General features: G+C 60.8%; 22 protein-coding genes and 5 tRNA genes. 3 read left to right on the plus strand and 24 right to left on the minus strand.

What is annotated here, in order from left to right; all coding sequences use genetic code 11:
* Complete coding sequence (gene lpdA / locus AAZU54_RS14010) at nucleotides 1-1,380, plus strand: dihydrolipoyl dehydrogenase (RefSeq protein WP_186555929.1); 1,380 nt, start codon at nucleotides 1-3, stop codon at nucleotides 1,378-1,380.
* A gap of 58 nt (nucleotides 1,381-1,438) precedes the next feature.
* Here the strand turns inward: lpdA and AAZU54_RS14015 are convergent, their stop codons facing one another.
* Nucleotides 1,439-2,437 carry a sensor domain-containing diguanylate cyclase gene (locus tag AAZU54_RS14015; protein ID WP_264235088.1) on the minus strand — a complete coding sequence of 333 codons (999 nt, stop codon included), beginning with the start codon at nucleotides 2,435-2,437 and terminating at the stop codon, nucleotides 1,439-1,441.
* A gap of 371 nt (nucleotides 2,438-2,808) precedes the next feature.
* Between AAZU54_RS14015 and AAZU54_RS14020 the strand changes: the two genes are divergently transcribed.
* Entirely contained in the window at nucleotides 2,809-3,372 is a 564-nt protein-coding gene (locus AAZU54_RS14020) for a hypothetical protein (protein WP_225915575.1), read from the plus strand.
* A 52-nt stretch (nucleotides 3,373-3,424) separates the two neighbouring features.
* Here AAZU54_RS14020 and ppk2 read toward each other — a convergent pair whose 3' ends face one another.
* The 6 genes from ppk2 to phnN all read right to left on the minus strand — a co-directional run bounded on the left by ppk2 (nucleotide 3,425) and on the right by phnN (nucleotide 7,113).
* The gene (gene ppk2, locus AAZU54_RS14025) at nucleotides 3,425-4,234 is read right to left on the minus strand and encodes a polyphosphate kinase 2 (protein ID WP_186555927.1); all 810 of its coding nucleotides are present in this window, start codon (nucleotides 4,232-4,234) and stop codon (nucleotides 3,425-3,427) included.
* A gap of 48 nt (nucleotides 4,235-4,282) precedes the next feature.
* Nucleotides 4,283-4,732, minus strand: coding sequence for a YMGG-like glycine zipper-containing protein (locus AAZU54_RS14030; protein WP_186555926.1), 450 nt, complete (start codon nucleotides 4,730-4,732; stop codon nucleotides 4,283-4,285).
* Between the two features lie 121 nt (nucleotides 4,733-4,853).
* On the minus strand, nucleotides 4,854-5,813 hold the full coding sequence (locus tag AAZU54_RS14035; RefSeq protein ID WP_186555925.1) for an HlyD family secretion protein: 960 nt from the start codon (nucleotides 5,811-5,813) through the stop codon (nucleotides 4,854-4,856).
* Between the two features lie 3 nt (nucleotides 5,814-5,816).
* On the minus strand, nucleotides 5,817-6,188 hold the full coding sequence (locus tag AAZU54_RS14040) for a DUF3302 domain-containing protein (RefSeq protein WP_434727284.1): 372 nt from the start codon (nucleotides 6,186-6,188) through the stop codon (nucleotides 5,817-5,819).
* 123 nt (nucleotides 6,189-6,311) lie between these two features.
* Nucleotides 6,312-6,388, minus strand: a tRNA-Arg gene (locus AAZU54_RS14045).
* A 113-nt stretch (nucleotides 6,389-6,501) separates the two neighbouring features.
* A complete protein-coding gene (gene phnN, locus AAZU54_RS14050; protein WP_434727285.1) occupies nucleotides 6,502-7,113 on the minus strand; it encodes a phosphonate metabolism protein/1,5-bisphosphokinase (PRPP-forming) PhnN in 612 nt (203 codons plus the stop codon).
* A gap of 344 nt (nucleotides 7,114-7,457) precedes the next feature.
* Here phnN and AAZU54_RS14055 point away from each other — a divergent pair, with 344 nt between their 5' ends.
* Nucleotides 7,458-7,784, plus strand: coding sequence for an Arc family DNA-binding protein (locus AAZU54_RS14055; protein ID WP_003254499.1), 327 nt, complete (start codon nucleotides 7,458-7,460; stop codon nucleotides 7,782-7,784).
* A 65-nt stretch (nucleotides 7,785-7,849) separates the two neighbouring features.
* Here AAZU54_RS14055 and mgtE read toward each other — a convergent pair whose 3' ends face one another.
* The 17 genes from mgtE to AAZU54_RS14140 form a co-directional block, all read right to left on the minus strand.
* Nucleotides 7,850-9,292 carry a magnesium transporter gene (mgtE, locus tag AAZU54_RS14060; RefSeq protein WP_434727286.1) on the minus strand — a complete coding sequence of 481 codons (1,443 nt, stop codon included), beginning with the start codon at nucleotides 9,290-9,292 and terminating at the stop codon, nucleotides 7,850-7,852.
* Between the two features lie 410 nt (nucleotides 9,293-9,702).
* A tRNA-Arg gene (locus AAZU54_RS14065) sits at nucleotides 9,703-9,779 on the minus strand.
* Between the two features lie 73 nt (nucleotides 9,780-9,852).
* Nucleotides 9,853-9,929 (minus strand) — tRNA-Arg (locus AAZU54_RS14070).
* Between the two features lie 72 nt (nucleotides 9,930-10,001).
* Nucleotides 10,002-10,078: transfer RNA gene (locus AAZU54_RS14075), tRNA-Arg, on the minus strand.
* A 107-nt stretch (nucleotides 10,079-10,185) separates the two neighbouring features.
* Nucleotides 10,186-10,276: transfer RNA gene (locus AAZU54_RS14080), tRNA-Ser, on the minus strand.
* A gap of 72 nt (nucleotides 10,277-10,348) precedes the next feature.
* Nucleotides 10,349-10,537, minus strand: coding sequence for a carbon storage regulator CsrA (gene csrA, locus AAZU54_RS14085; protein ID WP_003254503.1), 189 nt, complete (start codon nucleotides 10,535-10,537; stop codon nucleotides 10,349-10,351).
* 170 nt (nucleotides 10,538-10,707) lie between these two features.
* On the minus strand, nucleotides 10,708-11,943 hold the full coding sequence (locus tag AAZU54_RS14090; protein ID WP_186557431.1) for an aspartate kinase: 1,236 nt from the start codon (nucleotides 11,941-11,943) through the stop codon (nucleotides 10,708-10,710).
* Between the two features lie 85 nt (nucleotides 11,944-12,028).
* A complete protein-coding gene (alaS, locus tag AAZU54_RS14095; protein ID WP_186557430.1) occupies nucleotides 12,029-14,653 on the minus strand; it encodes an alanine--tRNA ligase in 2,625 nt (874 codons plus the stop codon).
* 384 nt (nucleotides 14,654-15,037) lie between these two features.
* Nucleotides 15,038-16,045 (minus strand): succinylglutamate desuccinylase, encoded by a 1,008-nt coding sequence (gene astE, locus AAZU54_RS14100; RefSeq protein WP_186557429.1) that lies wholly within the window; start codon nucleotides 16,043-16,045, stop codon nucleotides 15,038-15,040.
* Between the two features lie 10 nt (nucleotides 16,046-16,055).
* Nucleotides 16,056-16,346 carry a topoisomerase II gene (locus tag AAZU54_RS14105; protein WP_186557428.1) on the minus strand — a complete coding sequence of 97 codons (291 nt, stop codon included), beginning with the start codon at nucleotides 16,344-16,346 and terminating at the stop codon, nucleotides 16,056-16,058.
* Nucleotides 16,347-16,359: 13 nt separating this feature from the next.
* Nucleotides 16,360-17,709 (minus strand): N-succinylarginine dihydrolase, encoded by a 1,350-nt coding sequence (gene astB, locus AAZU54_RS14110; RefSeq protein ID WP_186557427.1) that lies wholly within the window; start codon nucleotides 17,707-17,709, stop codon nucleotides 16,360-16,362.
* A 23-nt stretch (nucleotides 17,710-17,732) separates the two neighbouring features.
* The gene (gene astD, locus AAZU54_RS14115) at nucleotides 17,733-19,196 is read right to left on the minus strand and encodes a succinylglutamate-semialdehyde dehydrogenase (protein WP_392468828.1); all 1,464 of its coding nucleotides are present in this window, start codon (nucleotides 19,194-19,196) and stop codon (nucleotides 17,733-17,735) included.
* On the minus strand, nucleotides 19,196-20,224 hold the full coding sequence (gene astA, locus AAZU54_RS14120) for an arginine N-succinyltransferase (RefSeq protein ID WP_186557425.1): 1,029 nt from the start codon (nucleotides 20,222-20,224) through the stop codon (nucleotides 19,196-19,198). Before astA ends, astD begins: the two co-directional genes overlap by 1 nt.
* 80 nt (nucleotides 20,225-20,304) lie before the next feature.
* Nucleotides 20,305-21,324 carry an arginine/ornithine succinyltransferase subunit alpha gene (aruF, locus tag AAZU54_RS14125; RefSeq protein ID WP_434727287.1) on the minus strand — a complete coding sequence of 340 codons (1,020 nt, stop codon included), beginning with the start codon at nucleotides 21,322-21,324 and terminating at the stop codon, nucleotides 20,305-20,307.
* A 141-nt stretch (nucleotides 21,325-21,465) separates the two neighbouring features.
* Nucleotides 21,466-22,674 (minus strand): aspartate aminotransferase family protein, encoded by a 1,209-nt coding sequence (locus AAZU54_RS14130; protein WP_434727288.1) that lies wholly within the window; start codon nucleotides 22,672-22,674, stop codon nucleotides 21,466-21,468.
* A gap of 351 nt (nucleotides 22,675-23,025) precedes the next feature.
* Nucleotides 23,026-24,006 carry a transcriptional regulator ArgR gene (argR, locus tag AAZU54_RS14135; protein ID WP_186557422.1) on the minus strand — a complete coding sequence of 327 codons (981 nt, stop codon included), beginning with the start codon at nucleotides 24,004-24,006 and terminating at the stop codon, nucleotides 23,026-23,028.
* 99 nt (nucleotides 24,007-24,105) lie between these two features.
* Nucleotides 24,106-24,870 (minus strand): ABC transporter ATP-binding protein, encoded by a 765-nt coding sequence (locus AAZU54_RS14140; RefSeq protein ID WP_186557421.1) that lies wholly within the window; start codon nucleotides 24,868-24,870, stop codon nucleotides 24,106-24,108.
* Nucleotides 24,871-24,882: the final 12 nt, after the last annotated feature.

Genomic DNA, 24,882 nt, shown 5'->3' on the forward strand with positions numbered 1-24,882 from the left:
ATGCAACAGATTATCAACACGACCCTGCTGATCATCGGTGGCGGCCCTGGTGGCTACATCGCCGCCATCCGCGCCGGGCAACTGGGCATCCCTACCGTGCTGGTCGAAGGCCAGGCGTTGGGCGGGACCTGCCTGAACATCGGCTGCATTCCGTCCAAGGCGCTGATCCATGTGGCCGAGCAGTTTCACCAGACCTGCCAGCACACTGAGCAATCGGCGTTGGGCATCAGTGTTTCTGCGCCGCGCCTGGACATCACCCGCAGCGTGGCCTGGAAGGACGGCATTGTCGACCGCCTGACCAGCGGCGTCGCGGCCTTGCTGAAAAAGAATGGCGTGACGGTGATACATGGCTGGGCGAAGATCCTCGACGGCAAGAGTGTCGAAGTCGATGGCCAGCGCATCCAGTGCGATCACTTGCTGCTGGCCACAGGATCGAGCAGCGTCGAATTGCCGATGCTGCCGCTCGGCGGGCCGATCATCTCCTCGACCGAGGCGCTGGCACCCAAGGCGCTGCCCAAGCACCTGGTGGTGGTCGGCGGTGGCTATATCGGCCTGGAACTGGGCATCGCCTACCGCAAGCTGGGCGTTCAAGTCAGCGTGGTGGAAGCGCGCGAGCGCATCTTGCCGACTTACGATGCTGAGCTGACTGCCCCAGTGGCCGAGTCGCTGAAGAAGCTGGGCGTCAGCCTGCACCTGGGCCACAGCGTAGAGGGCTATGAAAACGGTTGCCTGCTGGCCCGTGATGGCCAAGGTCAGCAACTGCGAGTCGAAGCTGACCAAGTGCTGGTGGCGGTGGGTCGCAGGCCGCGCACCCAGGGCTTCAACCTGGAAAGCCTGGGGTTGCAGATGAAGGGTGCTGCGCTGGCCGTGGATGAGCGCTGCCAAACCAGCATGCGCAACGTCTGGGCGATTGGCGACTTGGCCGGCGAACCCATGCTTGCCCATCGGGCCATGGCCCAGGGCGAGATGGTCGCCGAGTTGATCGCCGGCCACACGCGACGCTTCGAGCCCACCGCGATTGCCGCAGTATGCTTCACCGATCCGGAACTGGTGGTGGTCGGCAAGACGCCGGAGCAGGCCAGCGAGCAAGGGCTGGACTGCATCGTCGCGCAGTTCCCGTTCGCGGCCAACGGCCGGGCCATGACCCTGGAATCGAAAACGGGCTTCGTGCGCGTGGTGGCTCGGCGCGACAACCACTTGATCCTCGGCTGGCAAGCCGTGGGCGTAGCCGTTTCGGAGCTGTCGACCGCATTTGCCCAATCGCTGGAAATGGGCGCTCGCCTGGAAGACATCGCCGGCACCATCCACGCCCACCCGACCCTGGGTGAAGCGGTCCAGGAAACCGCATTGAGGGCGCTGGGCCAGGCTCTGCACATCTGACACTGAAGCGGCGAAGGCCGATTTGACCCGCTGCGCTAGCTGCGCCGCGGGTCTTTTTTTATTCGCTGATGACGTTCTTGCCTGCTGCCTTGGCGCGGTACAGGGCTTTATCGGCTCGCCCGAGCAGCCCAGCTGGGTCTTCGCCTTGCTGGCACTGCACCACACCGTAACTGAGGGTCAGGCGGCAATCGCCGACCGGCTCGATCTGCTCCAGCGCCCGGCGAATCTTCGCAGCGAGCTCAAGCGCTTCATTCAAGGACGTTTGCGCCAAGACCACGGCAAACTCATCACCGCCCCAACGGGCCAGCAGGTCTTGCTCGCGCAAACACAGGCGAATGCGCTCGACCAATTCGATCAGTGCCGCATCGCCCCGGGCATGGCCATAGCGATCGTTGATCGGTTTGAAATCATCAACGTCCATGGCGAGCAGGGAAAACGGCTGACGAAAGCGTCGCGCCCGTTCACATTCTTGCTGCAAGGCCTTTTCCAGCCGATAGCGGTTGGCGATTCTGGTCAACGCATCGCGTTCAGCCAGTTCACGGTTTTCATCCAGCTGGCGTTGCAGTTGCTGGTTGACCCAGGACAACTCGCGGGTGCGTTCGGCGACCTGGGCTTCCAGGCTATGGTTTTTTTGTTCGAGTTCGGCCACCAGGCGCTTGCCCGCATCGATGTTGCGATGGGCACCGAGCATGCGCGCCACCGAGCCATCCGGGTTGTGGGCAATGATATGGCCGCTGTCTTCGATCCACAGGTAACTGCCATCCTGGCAGCGGCAGCGGTACTCGATCCGGTAATGTTCATTGCGCTGGTTGATGTAGGCCTCGAAGTGCGCCATCACCCGCGGATAATCTTCAGGGTGGATCACGCTTTCCCAGGTCAGCACGCTGTTATCCAGCGAATGGCTCTGGTAACCCAACATGGCGTACCAACCAGGATTTCGATAGACGTAGCCGCTATTGGCGTCCCAATCCCAGATACCATCGCTGATCAGCTCGAACAGCGTGTGCAACTGCTGTTCACTGAAGCCGGCGGGTACCGGCCTTGATTCCTGACTCATGGACGCTCTCCGTAGTGTCCAGCAACTGCGCCCCTGCGCGGGGCTGCTGAGCAACATTGCTTTTGCCGCTGGCGGCAATCCTGTTCCTGTGCGTGGCAAGCATATTCCTACCGGGGTAGCGGCTGGAATACTCCCGATGGGCTATTTAGCCGTTTTCTAGGGTCTGTATGAAAAGTCTTGAGACGCCGGTCAGGCAAGGCGAAAACAGCCGAGGAACGGTCGGAGTCGCGCTCGACTTTACTGGAGTAAATGAGCATTCCGAGGCTGTTTTCAACGCAGCATGAACAAGTATCAAGGCTTTTCGTACAAAGCCTAAGGCTGGCACAGCTTTTGCCTCTTAAGCCCTGCCTTTGATACTCCAAGGAGGAGTCATGATGATCAGCCTCAATGGGCTAGGCTGGCAGAATGCTGTTCAGCCACAAAGCCGTATCACCAACGAACAGGCGCTGGCCGAGGTCATGCCGGTACGCCAGACCGTCGCAACCAACACCACCCGCCAGCACAACAGCCAAGCCAACACCTCGCAGCAAAACGCTGAAGATGCTCGCGAGGAAGCCTTCGCCAAGCTCAAGGTAGCGCTGCAAAACCCTGATATCAGCGCCCGCCAGCAGGCCAGTATCGGCACGCAGGACGGCAGTAATGCGCTGCAGGAGTTTCGCGACTATATGAGCAAGACTCCGGAGGAGAAGATCCAGGAGAAGATTCTTGCGGAGCTCGGCCTGACCCCTGAGGAGTTCGAAGCCCTGCCGCCCGAGCAAAAGCAGAAGATCGGTGAGCAGATCGCCCAGCGACTGAAAGAGGACATCGAGCTCGAAACGCAGGCCAAGTTGCAAGAGCAGGCCTTGAGCGCGGCAGCAGTCAACCCTGCTGCAGATCCTGCGACCGCGCACAATGCCGAGCAACGCAAGGATCAGCTGCAAGTCATGGCCAGCTGACAGGCTGGCCGGGGCAGCGAAAATGGATACGCTCGCCCCTACTCGTTAGCGCTCAGAATTGTTCTGCTACGCGCTTGAACTGATAATCCGACTCGCGATAGTTCCCGGGTTTCTGCCGCTTGGGCAACTTCACTTTCTCGCGTGGCACGTCCTTGTACGGGATCCGGCTGAGCAGATCGGCAATGATGTTGAGGCGGGCGCGGCGCTTGTCATTTGAGTCAGCGACAAACCAGGGGGCATGGCCGGTGTCAGAAGCTCTGAACATCTCGTCCCGTGCGCGCGAATAGTCATACCAGCGGCTGTAGGACTTAAGGTCCATTGGCGACAGCTTCCATATTTTCCGCCCATCCTCGATGCGCGCCTCAAGGCGTCGGGTCTGCTCCTGCTCGCTGACTTCCAGCCAGTACTTGAGCAGTATCACCCCTGAATCAATAATCGCCCGCTCCACGCTTGGCACGGCATTGAGAAAGCTCTCGGCCTGCTCCTGGGTGCAAAAACCCATGACCCGCTCGACGCCGGCGCGGTTGTACCAACTGCGATCGAAGATCACTACCTCCCCCGCGGCAGGCAGATGCGGCAGATAGCGCTGCAAGTACATCTGGCTTTTTTCCCGGTCGTTCGGTGCTGGCAGGGCCACTACTCGAAACACGCGTGGGCTAACCCGCTCGGTCAGGGCCTTTATGGTCCCGCCCTTGCCCGCACCGTCACGGCCTTCGAAGATGATGCAGACCTTGATGCCCTTGGCTTTGACCCACTCCTGCAACTTGACCAACTCGACATGCAGATGACGCAGGTGTTCGAGGTAGTCCTTGTTCTTCAGTTTCTCGCCCTTCTGCGGTTTGCCTTTCTTGCTCTTGGACATGCCAATACCTCCTGGTGACACGTGGCTGGGTGCTGCGGGTCGCTGCACTCAAGGCGTGACCTGATACCCCTTGCCTTGCAGGCAGCTGGTGTACGCGCTGGCATTGGTTGATTCAGCGTTGTGGCGTTGCTGGCGACGCTCCTGACGCTGCCTGGCACCACCGACCACAGCACCGGCAGCCGCAGTCTCGCGTGCGCGATTTTGTCGGTACTCCTGTTTCACGTCATCGTCGATACGGTCATAGACTTCTTCGTGCTGGTTGCCGCGAACCTGGGCGCCAACTGCCCCGGCCGTGGCGCCGACCGCCGCACCTCTGAGCCGACCACCCGAGGCAGGCGGGGTGCTGCTGGCGCTGTTGGCAATGGAGTGGCATTCACTGATGTCGGCTTGAGTCTGCTGTGAGTTCTGGCCGCGCAAGGGCACCACAGATTCGGCTACCCCTTGGGCACTAGCCAGCAGCAAGGCGATAAAAAGGCTGAGCGACGATGGCCTGAGCATGATGATTTTTGCAACCTGCGCTTGAAAGCGGGTGAGAGGAAACAGCCTGGTTAGTGTAGGTCGCGACCCCTACCCTGCCTGCATCTACCGCCCAGCGGTGCGCCGAGGGTCAGCGTTGCCATCAATGGAACGGGAAGATGTAGTTCATCCAGGCCGCCATGCGCAAAAGAATCTTGCGCATGGTGCCGATGTGTTCGAAGTGCTTGCTGTAGATCGCCGCCTGGCCATAGGCGCCGCCCGGCATCTGCGCGCTGTACTGGGCAAACGCCGGATCGGTGATCTCGATGATCACCGGCACCCGCCCGGGCGGCGGCGAGCCGGTGTAGCTCACTAGCGTGCCAGAAGGCTGCACCTGGCCTTCGGCAATTACCGTGATGACACTCTTCACCCGCCCTTTGAACACCTTGCCCGGGATGCCATCGAACGCCACTTCCGCTTCATCCCCCGCGACCAGGCGCAGCAGGCTGTTCTGGCGCATCCACGCAGCGAAGTACTGACCCTCCTGCGGGATGAACACCATCGACGGGCGCAGTGGCAAACGCGTCGCCATCATCCCGCGACGCAGTGACACATGGGTGACAAAGCCCTTGCTCGGGGCGCGTACCACGGTGTTGTCCAGCTCGAACTGGGCGTTGTCGATCTGCGCCTGCAGGTCGCCGACCCGGGCCAGCGCTGCTTCTTGCTCACGCCGGGTGCCGAAATTGCGCTTGATCAGCTCGTTGATGCGAAACAGATCGCCCCTTGCCGCCACCTGCTGGGCCTTGAGCGATTGCAGGCGGTACTGAAAAGGCGCGGGATCGATGCGAAACAGTACATCGCCCTCCTGCAAGACCTCGTTGCCCTTGACCGGCACATCAATCACCTTGCCGCTGACCACTGGCACCACCGGCACTGAAACGAAATAAGAACGCGCCACCTCCGAATAAGGGTGGTTGTAGTTCATGGTGAAAATCAGTGCGCCGATCATCACCACACCGCCCAATACGGCGGTGGGCACAGTCCACTTGTTTAGCGGAATGTTGAACAGCTTGAAGATTGCAATGCAGATTGCGGCGTAGGTGAGGATCAGCAGCAGGTCCATGGTCTAGCTCCCCCCGCCGGACTCATACTCACTGTCTCGAGGGTTGGCCTGCCTTGCTTCCAGATGCGCCACACGCTGTTGCAGTTCGACGATCTGCTGCTGCAACTCAGCTGCTGGGCTATGGCGATCCAAGTCTGTGCTTGTGCCTATGCCCCAGCCGCGATCCTCGCGGTAGAGCATTGCCCAGATCCACAGGAACGGCCATAACGCGTGCAGGGTGAACAAGCTGACCCAACCGGTGGCGTGGATAGCGTCTTGGTGCGGATGGTTGCGATGAACGGCAATTTCGTAAGGGATGTCGTGCAGCACGATGATGCCGTAGAACAACACCAGACCTGCGAAAATCAACACACCGAGTGCGAAGTAATCAAGCATGGCTGCTCCGTACATCCAAAAGAGAGATGTGGTGGAAGCAGTTTAGTCAAGCTTGGACTAAGTATTAGGCTGAGTCGCTGGAACCCGCGTCAAAGGCAAAAAAGGCTAGCGATATAGATGAAATGGTGTCCCAGGGCAGGTTCGAACTGCCAACCTTCCCCTTAGGAGGGGGATGCTCTATCCAATTGAGCTACTGAGACACAGGTGCCGTCAATGACTGACGAACGGGCGTGACGGCGAGCATGTTAACCAGCAGGCTGGCGTTTGTCATGCTTGATTCGGGCTTTTTGCAGGTAATCCTTTTCTCTGAGTTCTAGCAGGCGTGGCCCTGCTCTGCGGCCTTAAGCAAGCCCTGACGATGCAGCAAGTCAAACAATCCCATGACCGCCTTGTGCAACGTGCTCGAGTTGTCCAGCACCTGCACACTCTGATCATCGTGCTTGGCTAGCTGGGCATTACGTTGCAGACGGTGCTCGATCTCTTCGAGCGTTTCCCGACCGCGCGCCAGCAGCCGTTGTCGTAGCACCTGCGGGGCAACATCCAGGCGAATTGCCAGTAGATTGGGATAGCGCCGACGGGCCTCAGCCAGATAACCACGCGAGCCATTGACCAAAACGTGATGCCCCGCTTCCAACCAACGGTCAATCTGCGCAGGTATGCCGTACGCAAGGCCATTAGCACGCCAATACATGGCAAACTGCCCGGCCTCGCGCATCGCTTCGAATTGCTCCGGGGTCACGCCGTGAGCCGATTCGCCCTTGGCCTCTGCCGAGCGGGTAATGACCCTGCGGGCAACTTCGACGCCGTGCGTAGTCAATTTCGCGCGAGCAGCGTCAATCAGGAAATCTTTTCCCGATCCAGAGGGTCCAATCAGGAATATCAGGCGCCCTGTCTTAGTCGGAACGCCGCTTGCGTCATGTTGCATAGCCACTATGCTCTCTAATAGGGAACCTGCGCATTCTAGGTGTTTTCCCCTGCCTTTGCCGCCCGTTACCAGATTTTGACGACAAAGGTCTGACGTCAAGACCATCCGACAAAAGCAAAACTTTTCAAACCAGTGCTCATTTCTGATAATTGGTACTGGCAAAAAGCCTTTATCCGGATCACTATTTGTCACAGAATTGACGCCAAGGAAACGGCGACATTGAGGCAAGATGAACACCCAAAATTACATGACGGTTGAACATTTTGTCGTCGCCACGGTCGTACTTCCACCGTGCGGCCAATTTGAGAACCGCTTCCCCTGAACCAGTAAACCGGTCAATTTATATGCGCCCAATGAAACAGGCTATCTATTCGAGCCGCACCGCTGACAAGTTTGTCGTCCGCCTGCCTGACGGGATGCGTGAGCGCATTGCCGAGGTAGCCCGCAACCATCACCGCAGCATGAACTCCGAGATCATCGCCCGCCTGGAACAGAGTCTTATCCAGGAAGGCGCACTGGGCGACGAGCTGAGCATGCGTTTGGATAGCCCAGAGCTGAGCCTGCACGAGCGCGAGCTGTTGCAGCGCTTCCGTCAGCTCTCTCACCGCCAGCAAAATGCCCTGGTGGCACTGATCGCCCACGACGTGGAAATGGCCGCTGACGCGTCCTGATCCCTTCCAGCGGTCAAAAAAAGAGCCAGCTAATGCTGGCTTTTTTTCGTCTGTAGTTTGCTCACTTACATGAGGAACAAGGTGGCCAAGCCAAGGAAGATGAAGAAACCACCACTGTCGGTCACTGCAGTGATCATCACGCTCGCGCCCATTGCCGGGTCGCGCCCCAGACGCGCCAGGGTCATTGGAATCAATACGCCCATCAATGCTGCCAACAGCAGGTTCAAGGTCATCGCCCCGGTCATTACCAGCCCAAGTGACCAGCTACCGTAGAGCCAGTACGCCACCGCCCCGATCACCCCACCCCAGATCAGGCCGTTGATCAGAGATACAGCCAGCTCTTTGCGCATTAGCCGCGCGGTGTTGCCCGGGCTGACTTGGTCCAGGGCCATGGCGCGGACGATCATGGTGATGGTCTGGTTGCCCGAGTTGCCGCCAATGCCCGCCACGATCGGCATCAATGCCGCGAGCGCCACCAGCTTCTCGATGGAACCTTCGAACAACCCGATCACCCGCGAAGCGAGAAACGCAGTCACCAGGTTGATCGCCAGCCACGCCCAACGGTTGCGCAGCGAACGCCAGACCGAGGCGAAGATATCTTCCTCTTCACGCAGACCAGCCATGTTGAGGACTTCGTTCTCGCTCTCCTCACGAATCAGGTCGACCATTTCATCGATAGTCAAACGGCCGATCAGGCGGTCGCTCTTGTCTACTACCGGCGCGGAAACCAAGTCGTAACGCTCAAAGGCCTGGGCCGCATCGTAGGCATCTTCGTCCGGATGGAACGACACCGGATCGGTCGCCATTACTTCGGCCACCTGCTTGTCCGGATCGTTGACCAGCAGACGCTTGATCGGCAGCACGCCCTTGAGGATACCGTCGTAGTCGACTACGAACAGTTTGTCGGTGTGGCCAGGCAGCTCTTTGAGACGGCGCAGGTAACGCAATACCACCTCAAGACTGACGTCTTCGCGGATGGTGACCATCTCGAAGTCCATCAGCGCACCCACTTGCTCCTCGTCGTAGCTCAGGGCCGAACGGACGCGTTCGCGCTGCTGGGCATCGAGGGTTTCCATCAGCTCATGAACGACATCACGCGGCAGCTCAGGAGCGAGGTCCGCCAGTTCGTCAGCGTCCATCTCCTTGGCGGCGGCGAGCAGCTCGTGATCGTCCATATCGGCGATCAGGGTCTGACGGACCGCGTCGGACACTTCAAGGAGGATGTCGCCATCGCGCTCAGAGCGAACCAGCTGCCAAACGGTCAGACGGTCGTCGAGCGGCAGGGCCTCGAGAATGTAGGCGATGTCGGCGGGGTGCAGATCGTCGAGCTTGCGTTGCAGCTCAACCAGATTCTGGCGGTGGACAAGATTTTCCACCAGGTCATGGTGATGACCTTCCTGGCGATGAGTCAGGTCTTCAACTACCCGCTGGCGCTGCAATAGATCGATCACCTGAGCCAGGCGATCCTGCAGGCTCTCTTGGGCTTTCTTTACTTCTACTTCGGTCATAGGCGAACTCCACTCCCAGCAGCGGAGCACGCCGGGGGAATCAATCGGTCAGATCTAACTTGGCAAATCGTGTTAGGGAGTAACTACTGGGTAAGTCCATGGTGGTATTCCACAAGCCCCGGCGGGGCTGACGGGCGCAATCATACACTGCAACAGCTGTCAGATCGCTTAAATTTTTGGCAAGAACAATCGTTTGCGCGATAAAGCTATGACAACGCTCGAAGCCATCAGTGCGACGGCGGCTGCCCATAAAAAAGCACAGACAATGTTCAAGCCGTAAGATGATGATCGCCTGCCTAGGCGCTGCAGGCCTAGAGGGCTTATCTGAGAGTCTAGCTGGACATCACTGACAATTCAGTGAATAGCGGAAAACAAAAAGCCCGCTATAAAAGCGGGCTTTTTGCTGTATATGGTGGACTCAGCAGGATTCGAACCTGCGACCGCTCGGTTCGTAGCCGAGTACTCTATCCAGCTGAGCTATGAGTCCAAGTTGGTAGTTTTAGACCAGGTTACCACTGGTTGAAACAAGGCGACCGTGCAAGCACAATCGCCGTGCTATATGGTGGACTCAGCAGGATTCGAACCTGCGACCGCTCGGTTCGTAGCCGAGTACTCTATCCAGCTGAGCTATGAGTCCAAGTTGGTAGTTTTAGACCAGATTACCACTGGTTATACAATCCGACCCTGCAAGCAAAATCGTCATGTTGTATGGTGGACTCAGCAGGATTCGAACCTGCGACCGCTCGGTTCGTAGCCGAGTACTCTATCCAGCTGAGCTATGAGTCCAATTCTTGCCGCGCATTATAGTTCGCTTTACCGTTTTGACAAGTACTTTTTCGTTTAATTTCAACGACTTAGCAATCTTGTCCAGCTGAAGCGCCCTACGCAAATAATGGCGGTGAAGGGGGGATTCGAACCCCCGATACCCTTATGAGGTATACTCCCTTAGCAGGGGAGCGCCTTCGGCCACTCGGCCACCTCACCGCAACACGAGGCGAATATTAAACAGCCTCCTCCTCGTTTGCAACCCTTTTTTTGAAAAAAACTTCAAAAGAATTAAAGGCTTGGCTCCTCATCCTTCTCTTTCTTGATTCGCAGGTAGATTTCCTCGCGGTGAACGGCCACTTCCTTAGGGGCGCTGACGCCAATACGTACCTGGTTGCCTTTGACACCCAGGACCGTAACGGTGATCTCACCGTCACCAATGATCAGGCTCTCGGCGCACCGACGAGTCAGAATCAACATAGCTTTCTCCTTACGCAGTTCAATCAGGGGTAACAGTCTGTGGTAGCCGGGCCGTGCACCAGGGACGAAGGCAGGGCCCGTGTGGCTGCCATAGTGAGTAGGACAGGACTCTCCATGGCATCCAGAAACGCGAAGGGCGCGGCAAGCCGCGCCCTTCCCGAGGCAACGCCTTACTCGCCCTGACGGGCAGGGGCGTCCAGCTCGAACGCGGTGTGCAGGGCACGCACCGCCAGCTCCAGGTACTTCTCTTCGATGACCACCGAGACCTTGATCTCGGAAGTGGAGATCATCTGGATGTTGATGCTCTCCTTGGCCAGCGCTTCGAACATGCGGCTGGCAACACCGGCGTGCGAGCGCATGCCAACACCAACGATGGAAACCTTGGCGATCTTGGTGTCGCCGATCACTTCACGGGCACCGATCTCACGAGCAGTATTCTCAAGTACCTTGAGCGCCGCTTCGTATTCGTTGCGGTGCACAGTGAAGGTGAAGTCGGTGGTGTTATCGTGCGCGACGTTCTGCACGATCATGTCCACTTCGATGTTCGAAGCGCTGATCGGGCCGAGGATCTTGAAGGCAACGCCCGGGGTATCCGGTACGCCACGAATGGTCAGCTTGGCCTCATCACGGTTGAAGGCGATACCGGAAATGATCGGCTGTTCCATGGATTCCTCTTCATCAATGGTAATGAGGGTACCTGGACCCTCCTTGAAGCTGTGCAGCACGCGCAGCGGGACGTTGTACTTGCCGGCGAACTCCACCGAGCGAATCTGCAGCACCTTGGAACCGAGGCTGGCCATTTCCAGCATCTCTTCGAAGGTGATCTTCTCCAGGCGACGGGCCTGGGGCACAACACGCGGGTCGGTGGTGTAGACACCATCGACATCGGTGTAGATCTGGCATTCGTCGGCCTTGAGCGCCGCGGCCAGGGCCACACCGGTGGTGTCCGAGCCGCCACGGCCCAGGGTGGTAATGCTGCCGTGCTCGTCGACACCCTGGAAACCGGCCACCACCACCACGCGACCTGCCTTGAGGTCGGCACGGATCTTCTGGTCGTCGATCTGCAGGATGCGCGCCTTGTTGTGCGCGCTGTCGGTGAGGATGCGCACCTGGTTGCCGGTGTAGGACACCGCATCCACGCCACGCTTGATCAAGGCCATGGCCAGCAGGGCAATTGTCACCTGCTCGCCAGTCGAGACGATCACATCCAGTTCACGCGGAACCGGCTTGTCGCTGATCTGCTTGGCCAGGTCCAGCAGGCGGTTGGTTTCCCCGCTCATGGCCGACAGCACAACCACCAGGTCATCGCCCGCGTCACGGAATTTCTTGACCTTGTCGGCAACCTGCTCGATTCGTTCGATGGAACCGACAGAGGTGCCGCCAAATTTCTGTACGATCAACGCCATTTCAAAGCTGCCTCTGCCCACGATGGGCACCCAATAATCAATCCAACATGAAGCGGCCCGCTACTAGACAGCGGGCCGCTTCATCTCAAAGCCCCTGTTCGGCGAACGGCACAGCCAGGGCCAGGGCATTGTCCAGCGCAGCGACGTCAACGCCGCCACCCTGGGCCATGTCCGGACGACCACCGCCCTTGCCGCCTACCGCTGCAGCGGCCTGCTTCATCAGATCGCCGGCCTTGAGTTGGCCGGAGAGGTCTTTGGTCACGCCAGCCACCAGCACGACCTTGCCCTCATGCTCGCTGCCCAGCAGGATCACTGCATGGCCGAGCTTGTTCTTCAGCTGATCGACCAGGGCCAGCAAGGCCTTGCCATCCTGACCATCCAGGCGTGCGGCGAGAACCTTGGCGCCCTTGACCTCAACAGCCGCGTTGGAGAGATCGTCTCCGGCGGCGCTGGCGGCCTTGGCCTGCAGCTGCTCGAGCTGCTTCTCCAGCTGACGGTTGCGCTCCAGCACAGCCGACAACTTGTCGATCAGATTGTCACGGTTGCCCTTGACCAGTTGCGCGGCTTCCTTGACCTGCTCTTCGGCAGCGTTCAGGTAAGCCAGGGCCGCGGCGCCGGTGATCGCCTCGATACGACGCACACCGGAGGCCACGCCACCTTCGCTGATGATCTTGAACACACTGATATCGCCAGTGCGCTTTGCATGGATGCCGCCGCACAGCTCCACCGAGAAATCGCCGCCCATGCTCAATACGCGCACGGTATCGCCGTACTTCTCGCCGAACAGCGCCATGGCGCCCTTGCGCTTGGCGGTTTCGATATCGGTCAGTTCGGTCAGTACCTCGGTGTTCTTGCGCACTTCGCGGTTGACGATGTCTTCCAGAGCCTTGATCTGCTCTGGCTTGAGCGCCTCGAAGTGACTGAAGTCAAAGCGCAGGCGCTGGCTGTCGACCAACGAGCCCTTCTGTTGGACATGCTCACCCAGCACCTGACGCAGCGCTTCGTGCAACAGGTGAGTGGCCGAGTGGTTCAGCGAGGTAGCGTGTTGCACCTCGGCGTCGACCTTGGCTTCAACCGGCGAGCCGATGACCAGAGCACCGCTGGCGACAACGCCATGGTGCAGGAATGCCCCACCGGTCTTGGTAGTGTCTTGCACGTCGAAGCGCACAGCGCCGGACTGCAGGTAGCCAGAGTCACCGACCTGGCCACCGGATTCGGCGTAGAACGGCGTGCGATCCAGTACGACAACGCCCTGCTCGCCTTCGCCCAGCTGGTCGACCGCCTGGCCATCCTTGTACAGAGCAATGACCTTGCCCTGGCCTTCGGTGGCGTCGTAGCCGAGAAACTCGGTGGCGGTGTCGACCTTGACCAGGCTGTTGTAGTCCATGCCGAAGGCGCTGGCGGAGCGGGCACGCTCACGCTGGGCGTCCATCTCACGCTCGAAGCCAGCCTCGTCGATGCTCAGCTCGCGCTCACGGGCGATGTCAGCGGTCAGGTCCATCGGGAAGCCGTAAGTGTCGTACAGCTTGAACACCACGTCGCCTGGGACGACAGTGCCCTGAAGCTGCGACAGGTCTTGCTCGAGGATACGCAGGCCCTGCTCGAGGGTCTTGGCGAACTGCTCTTCTTCAGCCTTGAGCACGCGCTCGATATGCGCCTGCTGGCTGGTCAGCTCAGGGAAAGCTTCGCCCATCTCGGCCGCCAGTGCCGCAACGATCTGGTAGAAGAAGCTGCCCTTGGCACCCAGCTTGTTGCCGTGACGGCAAGCACGGCGAATGATCCGGCGCAGCACATAGCCGCGGCCTTCATTGGACGGCAGCACGCCGTCGGCGATCAGGAAGCCGCAGGAGCGAATATGGTCGGCGACGACCTTCAGCGAAGCCTGGCCGTCGTTGCTGCAACCGATGGCCTTGGCCGCAGCTGCCAGCAGGTTCTGGAACAGGTCGATCTCGTAGTTCGAGTGCACGTGCTGCATGACCGCACTGATCCGCTCCAGGCCCATGCCGGTGTCGACCGACGGCGCTGGCAGCGGATGCAGGACGCCATCGGCGGTGCGGTTGAACTGCATGAAGACGTTGTTCCAGATCTCGATGTAGCGGTCGCCGTCTTCTTCTGGCGAGCCGGGTGGGCCGCCCCAGATGTCGGCGCCGTGATCGTAGAAGATCTCGGTGCATGGGCCGCACGGGCCGGTGTCGCCCATGGTCCAGAAGTTGTCGGAGGCGTAGGGCGCGCCTTTGTTGTCGCCAATGCGCACCATGCGCTCGGCCGGCACGCCGACTTCCTTGGTCCAGATGTCGTAGGCTTCATCGTCACTGGCGTAGACGGTGACCCAGAGCTTTTCCTTGGGCAGGTTCAGCCACTTGTCGGAGGTCAGGAAGGTCCAGGCAAAGGTGATCGCGTCGCGCTTGAAATAGTCGCCGAAGCTGAAGTTGCCCAGCATTTCGAAGAAGGTGTGGTGACGCGCGGTGTAGCCGACGTTTTCCAGGTCGTTGTGCTTGCCGCCGGCGCGTACGCACTTCTGGCTGCTGGCAGCGCGGGTGTAGGCGCGCTTTTCCTGGCCGAGGAAGCAGTCCTTGAACTGGTTCATACCGGCGTTGGTAAACAGCAGGGTCGGGTCATTGCCCGGAATCAGGGAGCTGGAGGCGACTCGGGTATGCCCCTGCTCCTCGAAGAAGCGGAGGAAGGCTTCACGGATTTCTGCGCTTTTCATAGGTTCTTCCACGGAAACGGCGGCCGTTAAGGCAAACGCGTCGAAACGACGGCAAAGGGCCGCATTATATCGGTCCTGCAATCTCGGTGCAGTGTGTTTATGCGATGGAAACCGTCGATTGGACGGAATTTCAGCTCAACGCGGGCAAAAACATGACCGGGATGCTAAGGCGAGCGTTTGGCCGGTGGCAAGCCAATTACCGCTCAGGGGAAGGGAAAATGGAATAGGTGGTGAATTAAAAGGTTTTCATCGGTGTTTGGATCCAAGGATTTGCTTGGGTGCAGTGGCAGAACGGGGGGCGAATCGCTAACCACTATCGCGGGGCAAAGCCCGCTCCCACGCTATTTTGTTCTCTCGTTCTCGCTGTCACGCCAACATGCACGCTCAACCCAGCAGCTGTGCAGAAGTCGGCACGATCAGGATGCCGGCGCGCAAGCCGTTACGCACTTTAGGGTTGGGGAAAATGATCCGCGCGCCCTCCTCCTCGACCACCCAGCGCATCTCGGCCAGGTCTTCGGCCAACAGGTAGCCTTTGGCCAACTCGGAGAAGTTTTCGATATCCGTCGGCAGGTGCAAGTTGAAAGAGTCGCTGTGCTTGATGATCTCGCGCGCCACGCTGAACAGCTGCAAACCATCGAGCGTGTCGTCGGTCGGCGGCTCGTTGCCTTCGATGATCTGGCGCAGGCGGGTCTCGAGCCGGTCGAGATTGACTTGCTCGTTCTGCCCAAATGGCCGCGCCTTGCCCAACTCCAGGGTGAAGGCTTCGGCCTCCAGCTGCTCATAGGTAAAGGCACTGAAAGTGATCGAAGACTTGCTCTGCAGCAGTACCGCCTGCATCCCCGCCGCTGCCAGGCGGGCCAGCTCGCGGCGCGAGTGCTTGCGCCCTTCCTTGTACGGATACAGCGCAAACTGCTCGATCTTCGAGCCGCGGATAGCAGTGTGCAGGTCGTAATGCAGGCGGGTGCGCTCAGGCTTGCTGAAGAACACCCGGGCGAACTGCTCAAGCTCAGCGGCGCGCAACGCTTCGAAACCACTGGAAAGCTCGTGACGGCCGTTGAACAGGCGGTTGATATCCTGCTCGATGAAACGCTCGCCCTTGCGGATCGCAGGCGGGTTGCCGAACAGGAACAGCACCCGCGCGCGCGGCCTGATCTCGCCATTGGCCACACCATGCAGCAACTTCTCGAGCAGCTCGATCGGAGCCGTCTCGTTGCCATGGATACCGGCTGACAACAGCAGGTCGAGGCCGCAATCCTCGCCTTCAGGCGGGCGTACTTCCAACGCCCCCTCGCCCAGCCAGCGCAAACGCACGCCCCGGGTGGTCACTTGGGTCTTCTCGGCCGGTTCGTGATCGGTCAGGGTCAGCTCAAGCAATTTGCCGAGAGCGAGCATAGGCGTTTCCTTAGTGGTGGTGACCGCAGTCAGGACCGTGGACGTGGTCGTCATCGTCGCCGACTTCTGCCGACTCCATTTCCAGCTCCAGGCTGACCAGGTTGGTGGCCATCGGGCGCAGCAGCAGGTTGGCGTACTCGGTGTCGTCTTCGGCGACATCGACGCCGATCAGCAGCTGGCCGCGGCCGTCCTGCTGGATCCACACTTCTTTACCTTGCCAGACCACGGCAAACCGCGTGCAGGAGGTTTCCAGCTGGGTGCCGTCTTCATCTTCAAGGATCAGGCGCAGGGCGTCGGACATTACAATTCTCTCTTCAAGGTTGGCGTTGGAACGGATAGACCGAACCCAACATGAGGATCTGGGTCAATTCATCCAGGGCCGTACGGCACTCGACCAGCAGTTGCGGATCGGCAAGGTCGGTCTCGCTCATGCGATCGCGGTAGTGCTTGTCTACCCACCGGACCAAGGTGTCGTACAGCGACGGCGACATGATAACGCCTGGATTGACCGCCGCCAGTTCCGATTCCTTCAAGGCCACGCGCAAGCGCAGGCAAGCCGGGCCACCGCCGTTTTGCATACTCTGCTTGAGGTCGAACACCTTGACCTCCTTGACCGGGCCGCCCGTGCTGGTCAGCTGGCCGAGATAACTCCAGACCCGCTCGTTGTTGCGGCACTCCTCCGGCACCACCAACAGCATCGAGCCATCTTCACGCGAGAGCAGCTGGCTGTTGAACAGGTAGGAACGCACCGCGTCCTCTACCGCTACCGCCGCCCGAGGCACCCGGATGGCCTGGAAGTTGGCGCCCTTGCTGGCCAGTTTAGCTTGCAGTTGCGCAAGTACCGCATCGGTCTCGAGGAAGGCGTCTTCGTGGTAGAACAGCACCTCGCCGTTGCCCACCGAGATTACGTCGTTGTGGAACACCCCCTGGTCGATCACTGCCGGGTTCTGTTGAGCGTAGACCACCCCGTCGTCGCTGAGCCCATGCAGCCGAGCCACGGCCTGCGAGGCCTCGAGGGTTTGCCGGGCCGGGTACTTTTGCGGCGCCGGGAAGCGGCTGTCAAAAGCGCTGCGGCCATAGACGAAGAACTCGACCCCTGGCTCGCCATAGCTGCGACAGAAGCGCGTGTGGTTGGCCGCACCTTCGTCGCCGAACTGGGCCACCGCAGGCAGCGCCTGGTGATGAGCGAACACCTGCTCATCGGCAAACATGGCTGCCAACACCCGGCTGGTGGTCGGGTGCTCGATGCTGCGGTGGTACTTGCAGTTGAGGTTGGCAGCGGTGAAATGCACGCGACCATCGGCGGTATCGGCGCTTGGGCTGACCGTGGCGGCATTGGCCACCCACATGCTCGACGCCGAGCAGCTGGCGACCAGCAGCGGCATGGCCTCTTTCGCGGCGCGGCTGATCACCTCGGCATCGCTGCCAGAGAAGCCCAGCCGACGCAGGGCGGCGACATCCGGCCGCTCCTGCGGGGCCAGTACGCCCTGCTTGAAGCCCAGGTCGCTCAGCGCCTTCATCTTGGCCAGGCCCTGGCGCGCCGCTTCACGCGGGTTGGAGCACTGCTGACTATTGCTCTGCGAGGCCACGTTACCGTAAGACAGACCGCCGTAGTTGTGGGTCGGCCCCACCAGGCCATCAAAATTCACTTCGTAGGATTTCATCGGCTAGGCTCCGAGACCGTTTGTTATAGGGTGACGCCCGGCGTCAAAGTCGCCGGCAGGGCGAGGCTGGCGGTCTCCAGCGAAGCCACCGGATAGGCGCAGTAGTCGGCCGCGTAATAGGCACTGGCGCGGTGGTTGCCGCTGGCACCCACACCGCCGAACGGCGCACTGCTGGCCGCCCCCGTCAACTGTTTGTTCCAGTTGACGATGCCGGCCCGGCTACGCAGCCAGAAGTACTGGTAGCGCGCACGCGAGTCTGACAACAGGCCCGCCGCCAGGCCGTACTGGGTAGCGTTGGCTTCATCGATGGCGGCGTCGAAATCGCTGTAGCGGATCACTTGCAGCAACGGCCCGAAGAATTCCTCGTCCGGGCGCTCAGCCACAGCGGTGACATCCACAATGCCCGGGGTCAACAGCGCGGCGTCAGGCTGCGGCTGGGTCATTTCCAACAGCGCTACAGCGCCATTGCCGAGCAAGGCTTGTTGCGCATCCAGCAATGCCTGGGCGGCCTGCAAGGAAATCACCGAACCCATGAACGGTGCCGGCTGCTGATCGAACGCGCCAACGCTGATCGTGCGACTCACCTCGACCAGGCGCGCCAGCAGCGCGTCACCCCAGGCACCTTGCGGCACCAGCAGGCGGCGGGCGCAGGTGCAGCGCTGCCCCGCAGAAATGAAGGCCGACTGAATGATGGTGTACACCGCAGCGTCCAGGTCCTTGACCTGATCGACCAGCAGCGGATTATTGCCGCCCATTTCCAGGGCAAGGATCTTGTCCGGGCGCCCTGCGAACTGTTGGTGCAGCAGATTGCCGGTACGGCTGGAGCCGGTGAAGAACAGGCCATCGATACCTGGATTGGCGGCCAGGGCGACACCGGTCTGGCGAGCGCCCTGCAGCAGGTTGAGAACACCCGCAGGCAAGCCGGCGGCAATCCAGCATTTGACCGTCAACTCGGCGACCTTGGGGGTCAGCTCACTCGGCTTGAACACCACGCAGTTACCCGCCAACAGCGCCGGCACAATGTGCCCGTTAGGCAGGTGGCCGGGGAAGTTATACGGGCCAAACACCGCCACCACGCCATGCGGCTTGTGCCGCAACACCGCCGTAGCGTCCGCCAGTGGACCACTCTTTTCCCCGGTGCGCTCGCGATAGCTCTGCACCGAGATCGCCACTTTGTTGACCATGCTGGTCACTTCGGTGGCCGACTCCCACAACGGCTTGCCGGTTTCTTCACCGATGCAACGCGCAAGCTCGTCGGCATTGGCCTTGAGCTGATCGGCAAAAGCCTCAAGCACGGCAATACGCGCATCCAGGCTCAGTTGCGCCCAGGCCGGGAAGGCCTGCCGCGCTGCTGTCACTGCCGCGTCGACTTGAGCGGCAGTGGCGCCCTGACCTTGCCAAACGACTGCCTGAGTGACCGGATTGAGCGATTGCAGTGGCTCGCCCTGCCCTGCTTGCCAGTGCCCCGCGATGAAATGAGTCGTCATTACTGAGCCTCCCGCGCGGCCGAAAGTGGCACCGCGCGCACATGATCGCCAGCGCCCAGGCGCAGGCGCTTGGCGGTCTGCGGATCGACCACCAAGGTGCCCGCCGCCAGGCGTGCGGGCGCGGCGGTGATGCGGCAGTCTTCGCGCTTGCGGTTGTGAATCAGATAAGGCGTGGCATCGTCGCCTGGCGTACCCACCGCCAACACCAGGTTCTGGCTCTCGCGCACGGCACGGATCTTGGCGGTCTCGCACTCGATCGCCGGGCCTGCGTCGAAGATGTCGACATAGCCTTGATAGTTGAAGCCTTCGCGCTCAAGCATGGCCAGTGCAGGCTCGGTGTCGGTGTGCACCCGGCCAATGACCTCGCGCGCCGCTTCAGACAAGAAGCAGGTATACAGCGGGAACTTGGGCATCAGTTCGGCGATGAACGACTTGTTGCCCACGCCAGTGAGATAGTCCGCCTGGCTGAACTCCATCTTGAAGAAGTGCCGCCCCAGGCATTCCCAGAACGGCGAGCGACCGGCCGCGTCGGAGATACCGCGCATTTCAGCGATCACCTTCTTGCCGAACAGCTCGGGGAACTCAGCAATGAACAGCATCCGCGCCTTGGACAACAGGCGGCCATTGAGGCCATTGCGATAGTCGCTACGCAAGAACAGCGAGCACAGCTCGGAATTGCCGGTCAGGTCGTTAGCCAAAAACAGCGTGGGGATTTCACGATAGATGTTCAGCTCCTGCGAAGCGCTGACCGTCAGCCCGACCCGGTAGTTGTACCAAGGCTCACGCAAGCCGACCGCTCCGGCGATGGCGCTGATACCCACTACCAGGCCTTCGTCGTTCTCCAGCACGAACAGGTAATCGGTGTCACCGCGCCCGGCTTCGCCGTTAAAGCTCTTCTCGGCCCAGCGCACCCGCTGGCCGAGGCGCTCCTCGTTGGCCGGCAAGGTGGTCAGCCCGGTCGTGCCGGTGCTCCGTGCCAATTCGATCAGCGCGGGTAAATCGCTGCTGCGTACAGGACGAACGATCATGCTATCTCCTTGTGCGGCGGTCTGTGCCTGCCGCGAAACTCTGCTGCCGGTCGCGCCCCGTGGCTATCCGGCCACGGCCATCAAACGGCGACCAGACGCACGCTTGCCCCCTCACCGACACCTAGGGCCTCGGCGGCTTCGCTACTGAGGCTGACCGGCTTGCCCGGCACCCAATCGAGCTCCAGCAACACAGCGCGGTAATCCTGCAACTGACCGTTGCACACCAGGTACGGGCGACCACCCTTGGCCGGCGCTTGCTCAAGCTTGACTGGCACCACGCGGCTTTGCGCGATGGTGCGGATCCCCGAAGCCCGCGCATGCAGGGTGGGGCCGCCGTCGAAGATGTCGATGTAGTGCTCGGTCTCGAAGCCTTCGCGCATGAGGATGTCGAAGGTGATCTGCGCGCGCGGGTGCACTTGGCCCATGGCCTCTTGGGCCAGGTCCGGCAGCAGCGGCACGTAGATCGGGTAGTGCGGCATCAGCTCGGCGAGGAAGGTGCGGCTCTTCAGGCCACACAGGCGTTCGGCATCGGAATAATTGAGGTCGAAGAAGTTGCGCCCAATGGCATCCCAGAACGGCGACTCGCCGTGCTCGTCGCTGTAGCCAACGATCTCGGTGACCACCGAATCGGCAAAGCGCTCAGGGTGAGCGGCCATGAACAGCAAGCGACCCCGCGAATTGAGCTCGGCCCAGCCAGTGCCGACCAATTCGGGCAGCACATAGAAGCTGGTCAGCAGGCTGTTGCCCGTCAGGTCGTGGCACAGCGACAGCACGTGGATCTTGTTATGGATCTTCAGCTCGCGCGACGCATGCACGAAGGTCTCGTTGCGAAAGCTGTAGAACGGCTCGGAGTAGCCTGCCGAGGCGACGATCGCCGAGCAGCCGGCCAACTTGCCAGTTTCGCTGTCTTCGAGGACGAAGAAATAGCTCTCCTCGCCATTGAAGCTGACTTCAGCGGCGAACGAGGTCTCGGACGCGGCGATCTTGTCGCCCAGGCGACCGGCATCATCCGGCAGCGAAGTGACACCAACGGGGCTGTCCGCAGCCATGCGCTGCACTTCATTGAGGTCAGCCATTTGCGCGGGGCGCATTACCAGCATGGTGTCACTCCTTTGGAATACGGGCCGAGTGGCTCGGCACGGAAAAACGGCGGGCGCCGTGATTATTGACTTGGCAGGCACCCGCACTGGAATTCAGCGATCGCCGGCCGGCGTTACGCACCGGGCCGGCGACAAGGGCGATCAGCCCTGGGTCAGCTTGGCGATGGCGCGCTCGAAGCGATCCAGGCCTTCATCGATGTCGGCATCTTCGACCACCAGGCTTGGCGCGAAACGCACCACGTCCGGGCCGGCCTGCAGGACCATCAGGCCTTCCTTCTCGGCCGCGTTGAGCACGTCCTTGGCCTTGCCTTTCCAGGCATCGACCAGTACGCAGCCGATCAGCAGGCCGACGCCGCGCACCTGGCTGAACAGCTCGATTTTTTCCAGGCGCGCCTTGAAGCGCGCGTGCTTGGCGGTGATAGCCGCCAAGGCCTCGGGCGTGTTGACCACATCCAGCACCGCGCAGGCGACGGCGCAGGCCAGCGGGTTGCCGCCGTAGGTGGTGCCGTGGGTGCCAACGGCCAGGTGCTTGGCCAGGTCTGCGGTGGTCAGCATGGCGCCAATCGGGAAACCGCCGCCCAGGCTCTTGGCACTGGTGAGGATGTCTGGGGTGACGCCATAGTGCTGGTAGGCGTACAGCGAGCCAGTACGGCCAACGCCGGTTTGCACTTCATCGAAGATCAGCAGGGCATTGTGCTCGTCGCACAGTTTACGCACGCCTTCCAGGTAGGCCTTGTCGGCTGGCACTACGCCGCTTTCACCCTGGATCGGCTCGATCACTACCGCGCAGGTCTTGTCGGAAATTTGCGCCTTGAGCGCTTCCAGATCGTTGTATGGCACGTGGCTGATGCCGGTGATCTTCGGGCCGAAACCGTCGGAGTACTTCGGCTGGCCACCGACGCTGACGGTGAACAGGGTGCGCCCGTGGAAGCTGTTCAGGGTGGCGATGATCTCGTGCTTTTCAGGGCCGAAACGGTCGTGGGCGACGCGACGGGCCAGCTTGAAAGCCGCCTCGTTGGATTCAGCCCCAGAGTTGCAGAAGAACGCTTTGTCGGCAAAGGTCGCATCCACCAGTTTATGCGCCAGGCGCAGGGCCGGCTCGTTGGTGAACACGTTGGAGACGTGCCAGAGGGTATTGGCCTGCTCAGTCAGGGCCTTGACCAGTGCCGGATGGCAATGACCCAAGGCATTTACCGCGATGCCGCCCGCGAAGTCGATCAGCTCGCGACCCGACTGGTCCCAGACTCGGGAACCCTCGCCTCGCACAGGAATGAAGGCCGCCGGGGAGTAGTTGGGAACCATGACCTGGTCAAAATCGGCACGTTGCACCGGGGCTTGCTCAACGGACATCTGAGTCTCCTGAAGAGGAACGCTGGCCTGAAAGTGGCGAGCGATGGGGGGATTGTAAGGACTGATCAGCGCCTGTCCTTGCGGCCAAGCGACAACTTGTTACAGCGCAAAACCCTGTTTTAGCCAGGCTTTCGGCAATGCGACAAACAGTGTCGCAATCGCGCAGTGTAAAGGAGGCAGGGTTTGTCGGGGAGATGGCAGCCGCAAATGGGTGAACGCTTGTTCACAGCCTAGTGCGACAGCTTGGCAGCGAGGGTGACAAGCGAGCGTTTCTCAATTGGGAGCGGTGTAGGCTCTGCTGACGCAATCGCGGGGCAAGCCCGCTCCCACGCAATCTATCCGGGGCAGATTTCAGCCGCGTTCGGCAGGGGCCGAGCTGAGCTCGAACGGGCTGTTGCTACGGCGCTGGTTGCGATCTTCGCGCGGGGTGGCGCCAAAGAAGTTGCGATAGGCGCTGGAGAAATGCGGCCCGGAAGAGAACCCGCACGACAAGCCAATCTGGATGATCGACTTGCTGGTCTGCATCAACATCTGCCGCGCCTTGTTCAAGCGCAGCTCCAGGTAATACTGGCTCGGCACCCGATTAAGGTACTGCTTGAAGATCCGCTCCAGCTGTCGGCGAGATACGCACACATGTTGGGCGATCTCGTCAGTGGTCAGCGGCTCTTCGATGTTGGCCTCCATCAGCAGCACTGCCTGGGTCAGCTTTGGATGGCTGGAACCCAGGCGGTTTTGCAGTGGAATCCGCTGACGCTCGCCACCCTCACGGATGCGCTCGACCACCAACTCTTCCGACACCGCCCCGGCAAGTTCGGCACCATGATCACGGGCCAGCACCGCCAGCAGCAGGTCAGCCACGGCCATGCCGCCACAGGCGGTCAGGCGGTCGCGATCCCAGTCGAACAGATGGCTGGTGGCGATCACCTTGGGGAAGCGCTCGCCGAAATCGTCCTGCCAACGCCAATGCACCGCAGCCCGATAGCCGTCGAGCAAACCCAACAGCGCCAACGGATACACGCCTGCGGAAAGCCCACCGATCATGCAGCCACTGCGCGCCAGCTGCTTGAGCGCAGTAGACAACGTGGCATTGACCGCCGTGGGCGGCTCATCGGCCAGCAGCAACAGCTTGTGCACACCTTCCAGACGCCCATTCCACGGTTCACCCGGCAGACGCCAGCCTTGCTGCTCGGACGGCTCGGCCTGAAGGAACACCAGCTCGTAGACGACATCTGGATGCACCCGCTGGGCCACCAGCAATGCCTCCTCGGCCAACGCCAAGGTCAACGGCTTGGTGCTGGGCCAGATGAGAAAACCGATTCGCTGGGTGGTCATAGGGCGTGGTCCGAAACCTTGGGAAGTTCGAGTCAGTGGCGCCGGGTCAGGCTGCGCTCGCTGCGCAGCATGCCCTATTATGGTGCAAAGGTGCAGCCTTTACTTCAGGCTGCCAGAGAGAAACTGCTTGAGCCGTTCCGATTGCGGATTGACCAGCACCTCGCGCGGATTGCCCGCCTCCTCCACTACCCCCTTGTGCAGGAACACCAGCTGATTGGACACCTCGCGAGCAAAGCCCATCTCGTGGGTGACCACCACCATGGTCCGGCCTTCCTGGGCCAGCGACTGCATGACCTTGAGTACATCGCCCACCAGCTCTGGGTCTAGCGCCGAGGTCGGCTCGTCGAACAACATCACTTCCGGCTCCATCGCCAGCGCCCGGGCAATCGCCACACGCTGCTGCTCGCCACCGGACATATGCCCTGGGTAGGCGTCCTTGCGGTGCGAAACGCCGACTTTGGCCAGGTAATGCTCGGCTTTTTCCAGCGCGTCTTTCTTGCTCATGCCCAGCACATGCACCGGTGCTTCGATAATGTTTTCCAGCGCCGTCATGTGCGCCCACAAGTTGAAGTGCTGGAATACCATCGACAGGCGCGAGCGCATGCGCTGCAGCTGCTTGGGATCGGCAGCCTTGAGCGCGCCATCCTTGCCAGCGACCAGCTTGAGTTCTTCGTTGTTGAGCAGGATCTTGCCGGCATGCGGCTGCTCGAGCAGGTTGATGCAGCGCAGGAAGGTCGACTTGCCCGAACCGCTGGAGCCGATGATGCTGATCACATCGCCTGCCTTGGCGGCCAGGGACACGCCCTTGAGCACTTCATGGCTGCCATAGCGCTTGTGCAGGTCTTGGACTTCGAGTTTGTACATGCTGTCGGTTCT

This window comes from Pseudomonas sp. Je.1.5.c (assembly GCF_051129895.1).
In the GTDB taxonomy this organism is placed as follows: domain Bacteria; phylum Pseudomonadota; class Gammaproteobacteria; order Pseudomonadales; family Pseudomonadaceae; genus Aquipseudomonas; species Aquipseudomonas urmiensis.

Coding starts and splice junctions, on each gene's coding strand:
- lpdA (WP_186555929.1), top strand. CDS start 1: ATGCAACAGATTATCAACACGACCCTGCTGATCATCGGTGGCGGCCCT.
- astA (WP_186557425.1), bottom strand. CDS start 20,224: ATGATCGTTCGTCCTGTACGCAGCAGCGATTTACCCGCGCTGATCGAA.
- AAZU54_RS14055 (WP_003254499.1), top strand. CDS start 7,458: ATGCGCCCAATGAAACAGGCTATCTATTCGAGCCGCACCGCTGACAAG.
- mgtE (WP_434727286.1), bottom strand. CDS start 9,292: ATGACCGAAGTAGAAGTAAAGAAAGCCCAAGAGAGCCTGCAGGATCGC.
- AAZU54_RS14130 (WP_434727288.1), bottom strand. CDS start 22,674: ATGTCCGTTGAGCAAGCCCCGGTGCAACGTGCCGATTTTGACCAGGTC.
- aruF (WP_434727287.1), bottom strand. CDS start 21,324: ATGCTGGTAATGCGCCCCGCGCAAATGGCTGACCTCAATGAAGTGCAG.
- argR (WP_186557422.1), bottom strand. CDS start 24,006: ATGACCACCCAGCGAATCGGTTTTCTCATCTGGCCCAGCACCAAGCCG.
- alaS (WP_186557430.1), bottom strand. CDS start 14,653: ATGAAAAGCGCAGAAATCCGTGAAGCCTTCCTCCGCTTCTTCGAGGAG.
- AAZU54_RS14090 (WP_186557431.1), bottom strand. CDS start 11,943: ATGGCGTTGATCGTACAGAAATTTGGCGGCACCTCTGTCGGTTCCATC.
- phnN (WP_434727285.1), bottom strand. CDS start 7,113: ATGCAACATGACGCAAGCGGCGTTCCGACTAAGACAGGGCGCCTGATA.
- AAZU54_RS14105 (WP_186557428.1), bottom strand. CDS start 16,346: ATGTCCGACGCCCTGCGCCTGATCCTTGAAGATGAAGACGGCACCCAG.
- astD (WP_392468828.1), bottom strand. CDS start 19,196: ATGACGACTCATTTCATCGCGGGGCACTGGCAAGCAGGGCAGGGCGAG.
- astE (WP_186557429.1), bottom strand. CDS start 16,045: ATGCTCGCTCTCGGCAAATTGCTTGAGCTGACCCTGACCGATCACGAA.
- AAZU54_RS14030 (WP_186555926.1), bottom strand. CDS start 4,732: ATGCTCAGGCCATCGTCGCTCAGCCTTTTTATCGCCTTGCTGCTGGCT.
- AAZU54_RS14035 (WP_186555925.1), bottom strand. CDS start 5,813: ATGGACCTGCTGCTGATCCTCACCTACGCCGCAATCTGCATTGCAATC.
- AAZU54_RS14040 (WP_434727284.1), bottom strand. CDS start 6,188: ATGCTTGATTACTTCGCACTCGGTGTGTTGATTTTCGCAGGTCTGGTG.
- AAZU54_RS14140 (WP_186557421.1), bottom strand. CDS start 24,870: ATGTACAAACTCGAAGTCCAAGACCTGCACAAGCGCTATGGCAGCCAT.
- csrA (WP_003254503.1), bottom strand. CDS start 10,537: ATGTTGATTCTGACTCGTCGGTGCGCCGAGAGCCTGATCATTGGTGAC.
- astB (WP_186557427.1), bottom strand. CDS start 17,709: ATGAAATCCTACGAAGTGAATTTTGATGGCCTGGTGGGGCCGACCCAC.
- AAZU54_RS14015 (WP_264235088.1), bottom strand. CDS start 2,437: ATGAGTCAGGAATCAAGGCCGGTACCCGCCGGCTTCAGTGAACAGCAG.
- ppk2 (WP_186555927.1), bottom strand. CDS start 4,234: ATGTCCAAGAGCAAGAAAGGCAAACCGCAGAAGGGCGAGAAACTGAAG.
- AAZU54_RS14020 (WP_225915575.1), top strand. CDS start 2,809: ATGATGATCAGCCTCAATGGGCTAGGCTGGCAGAATGCTGTTCAGCCA.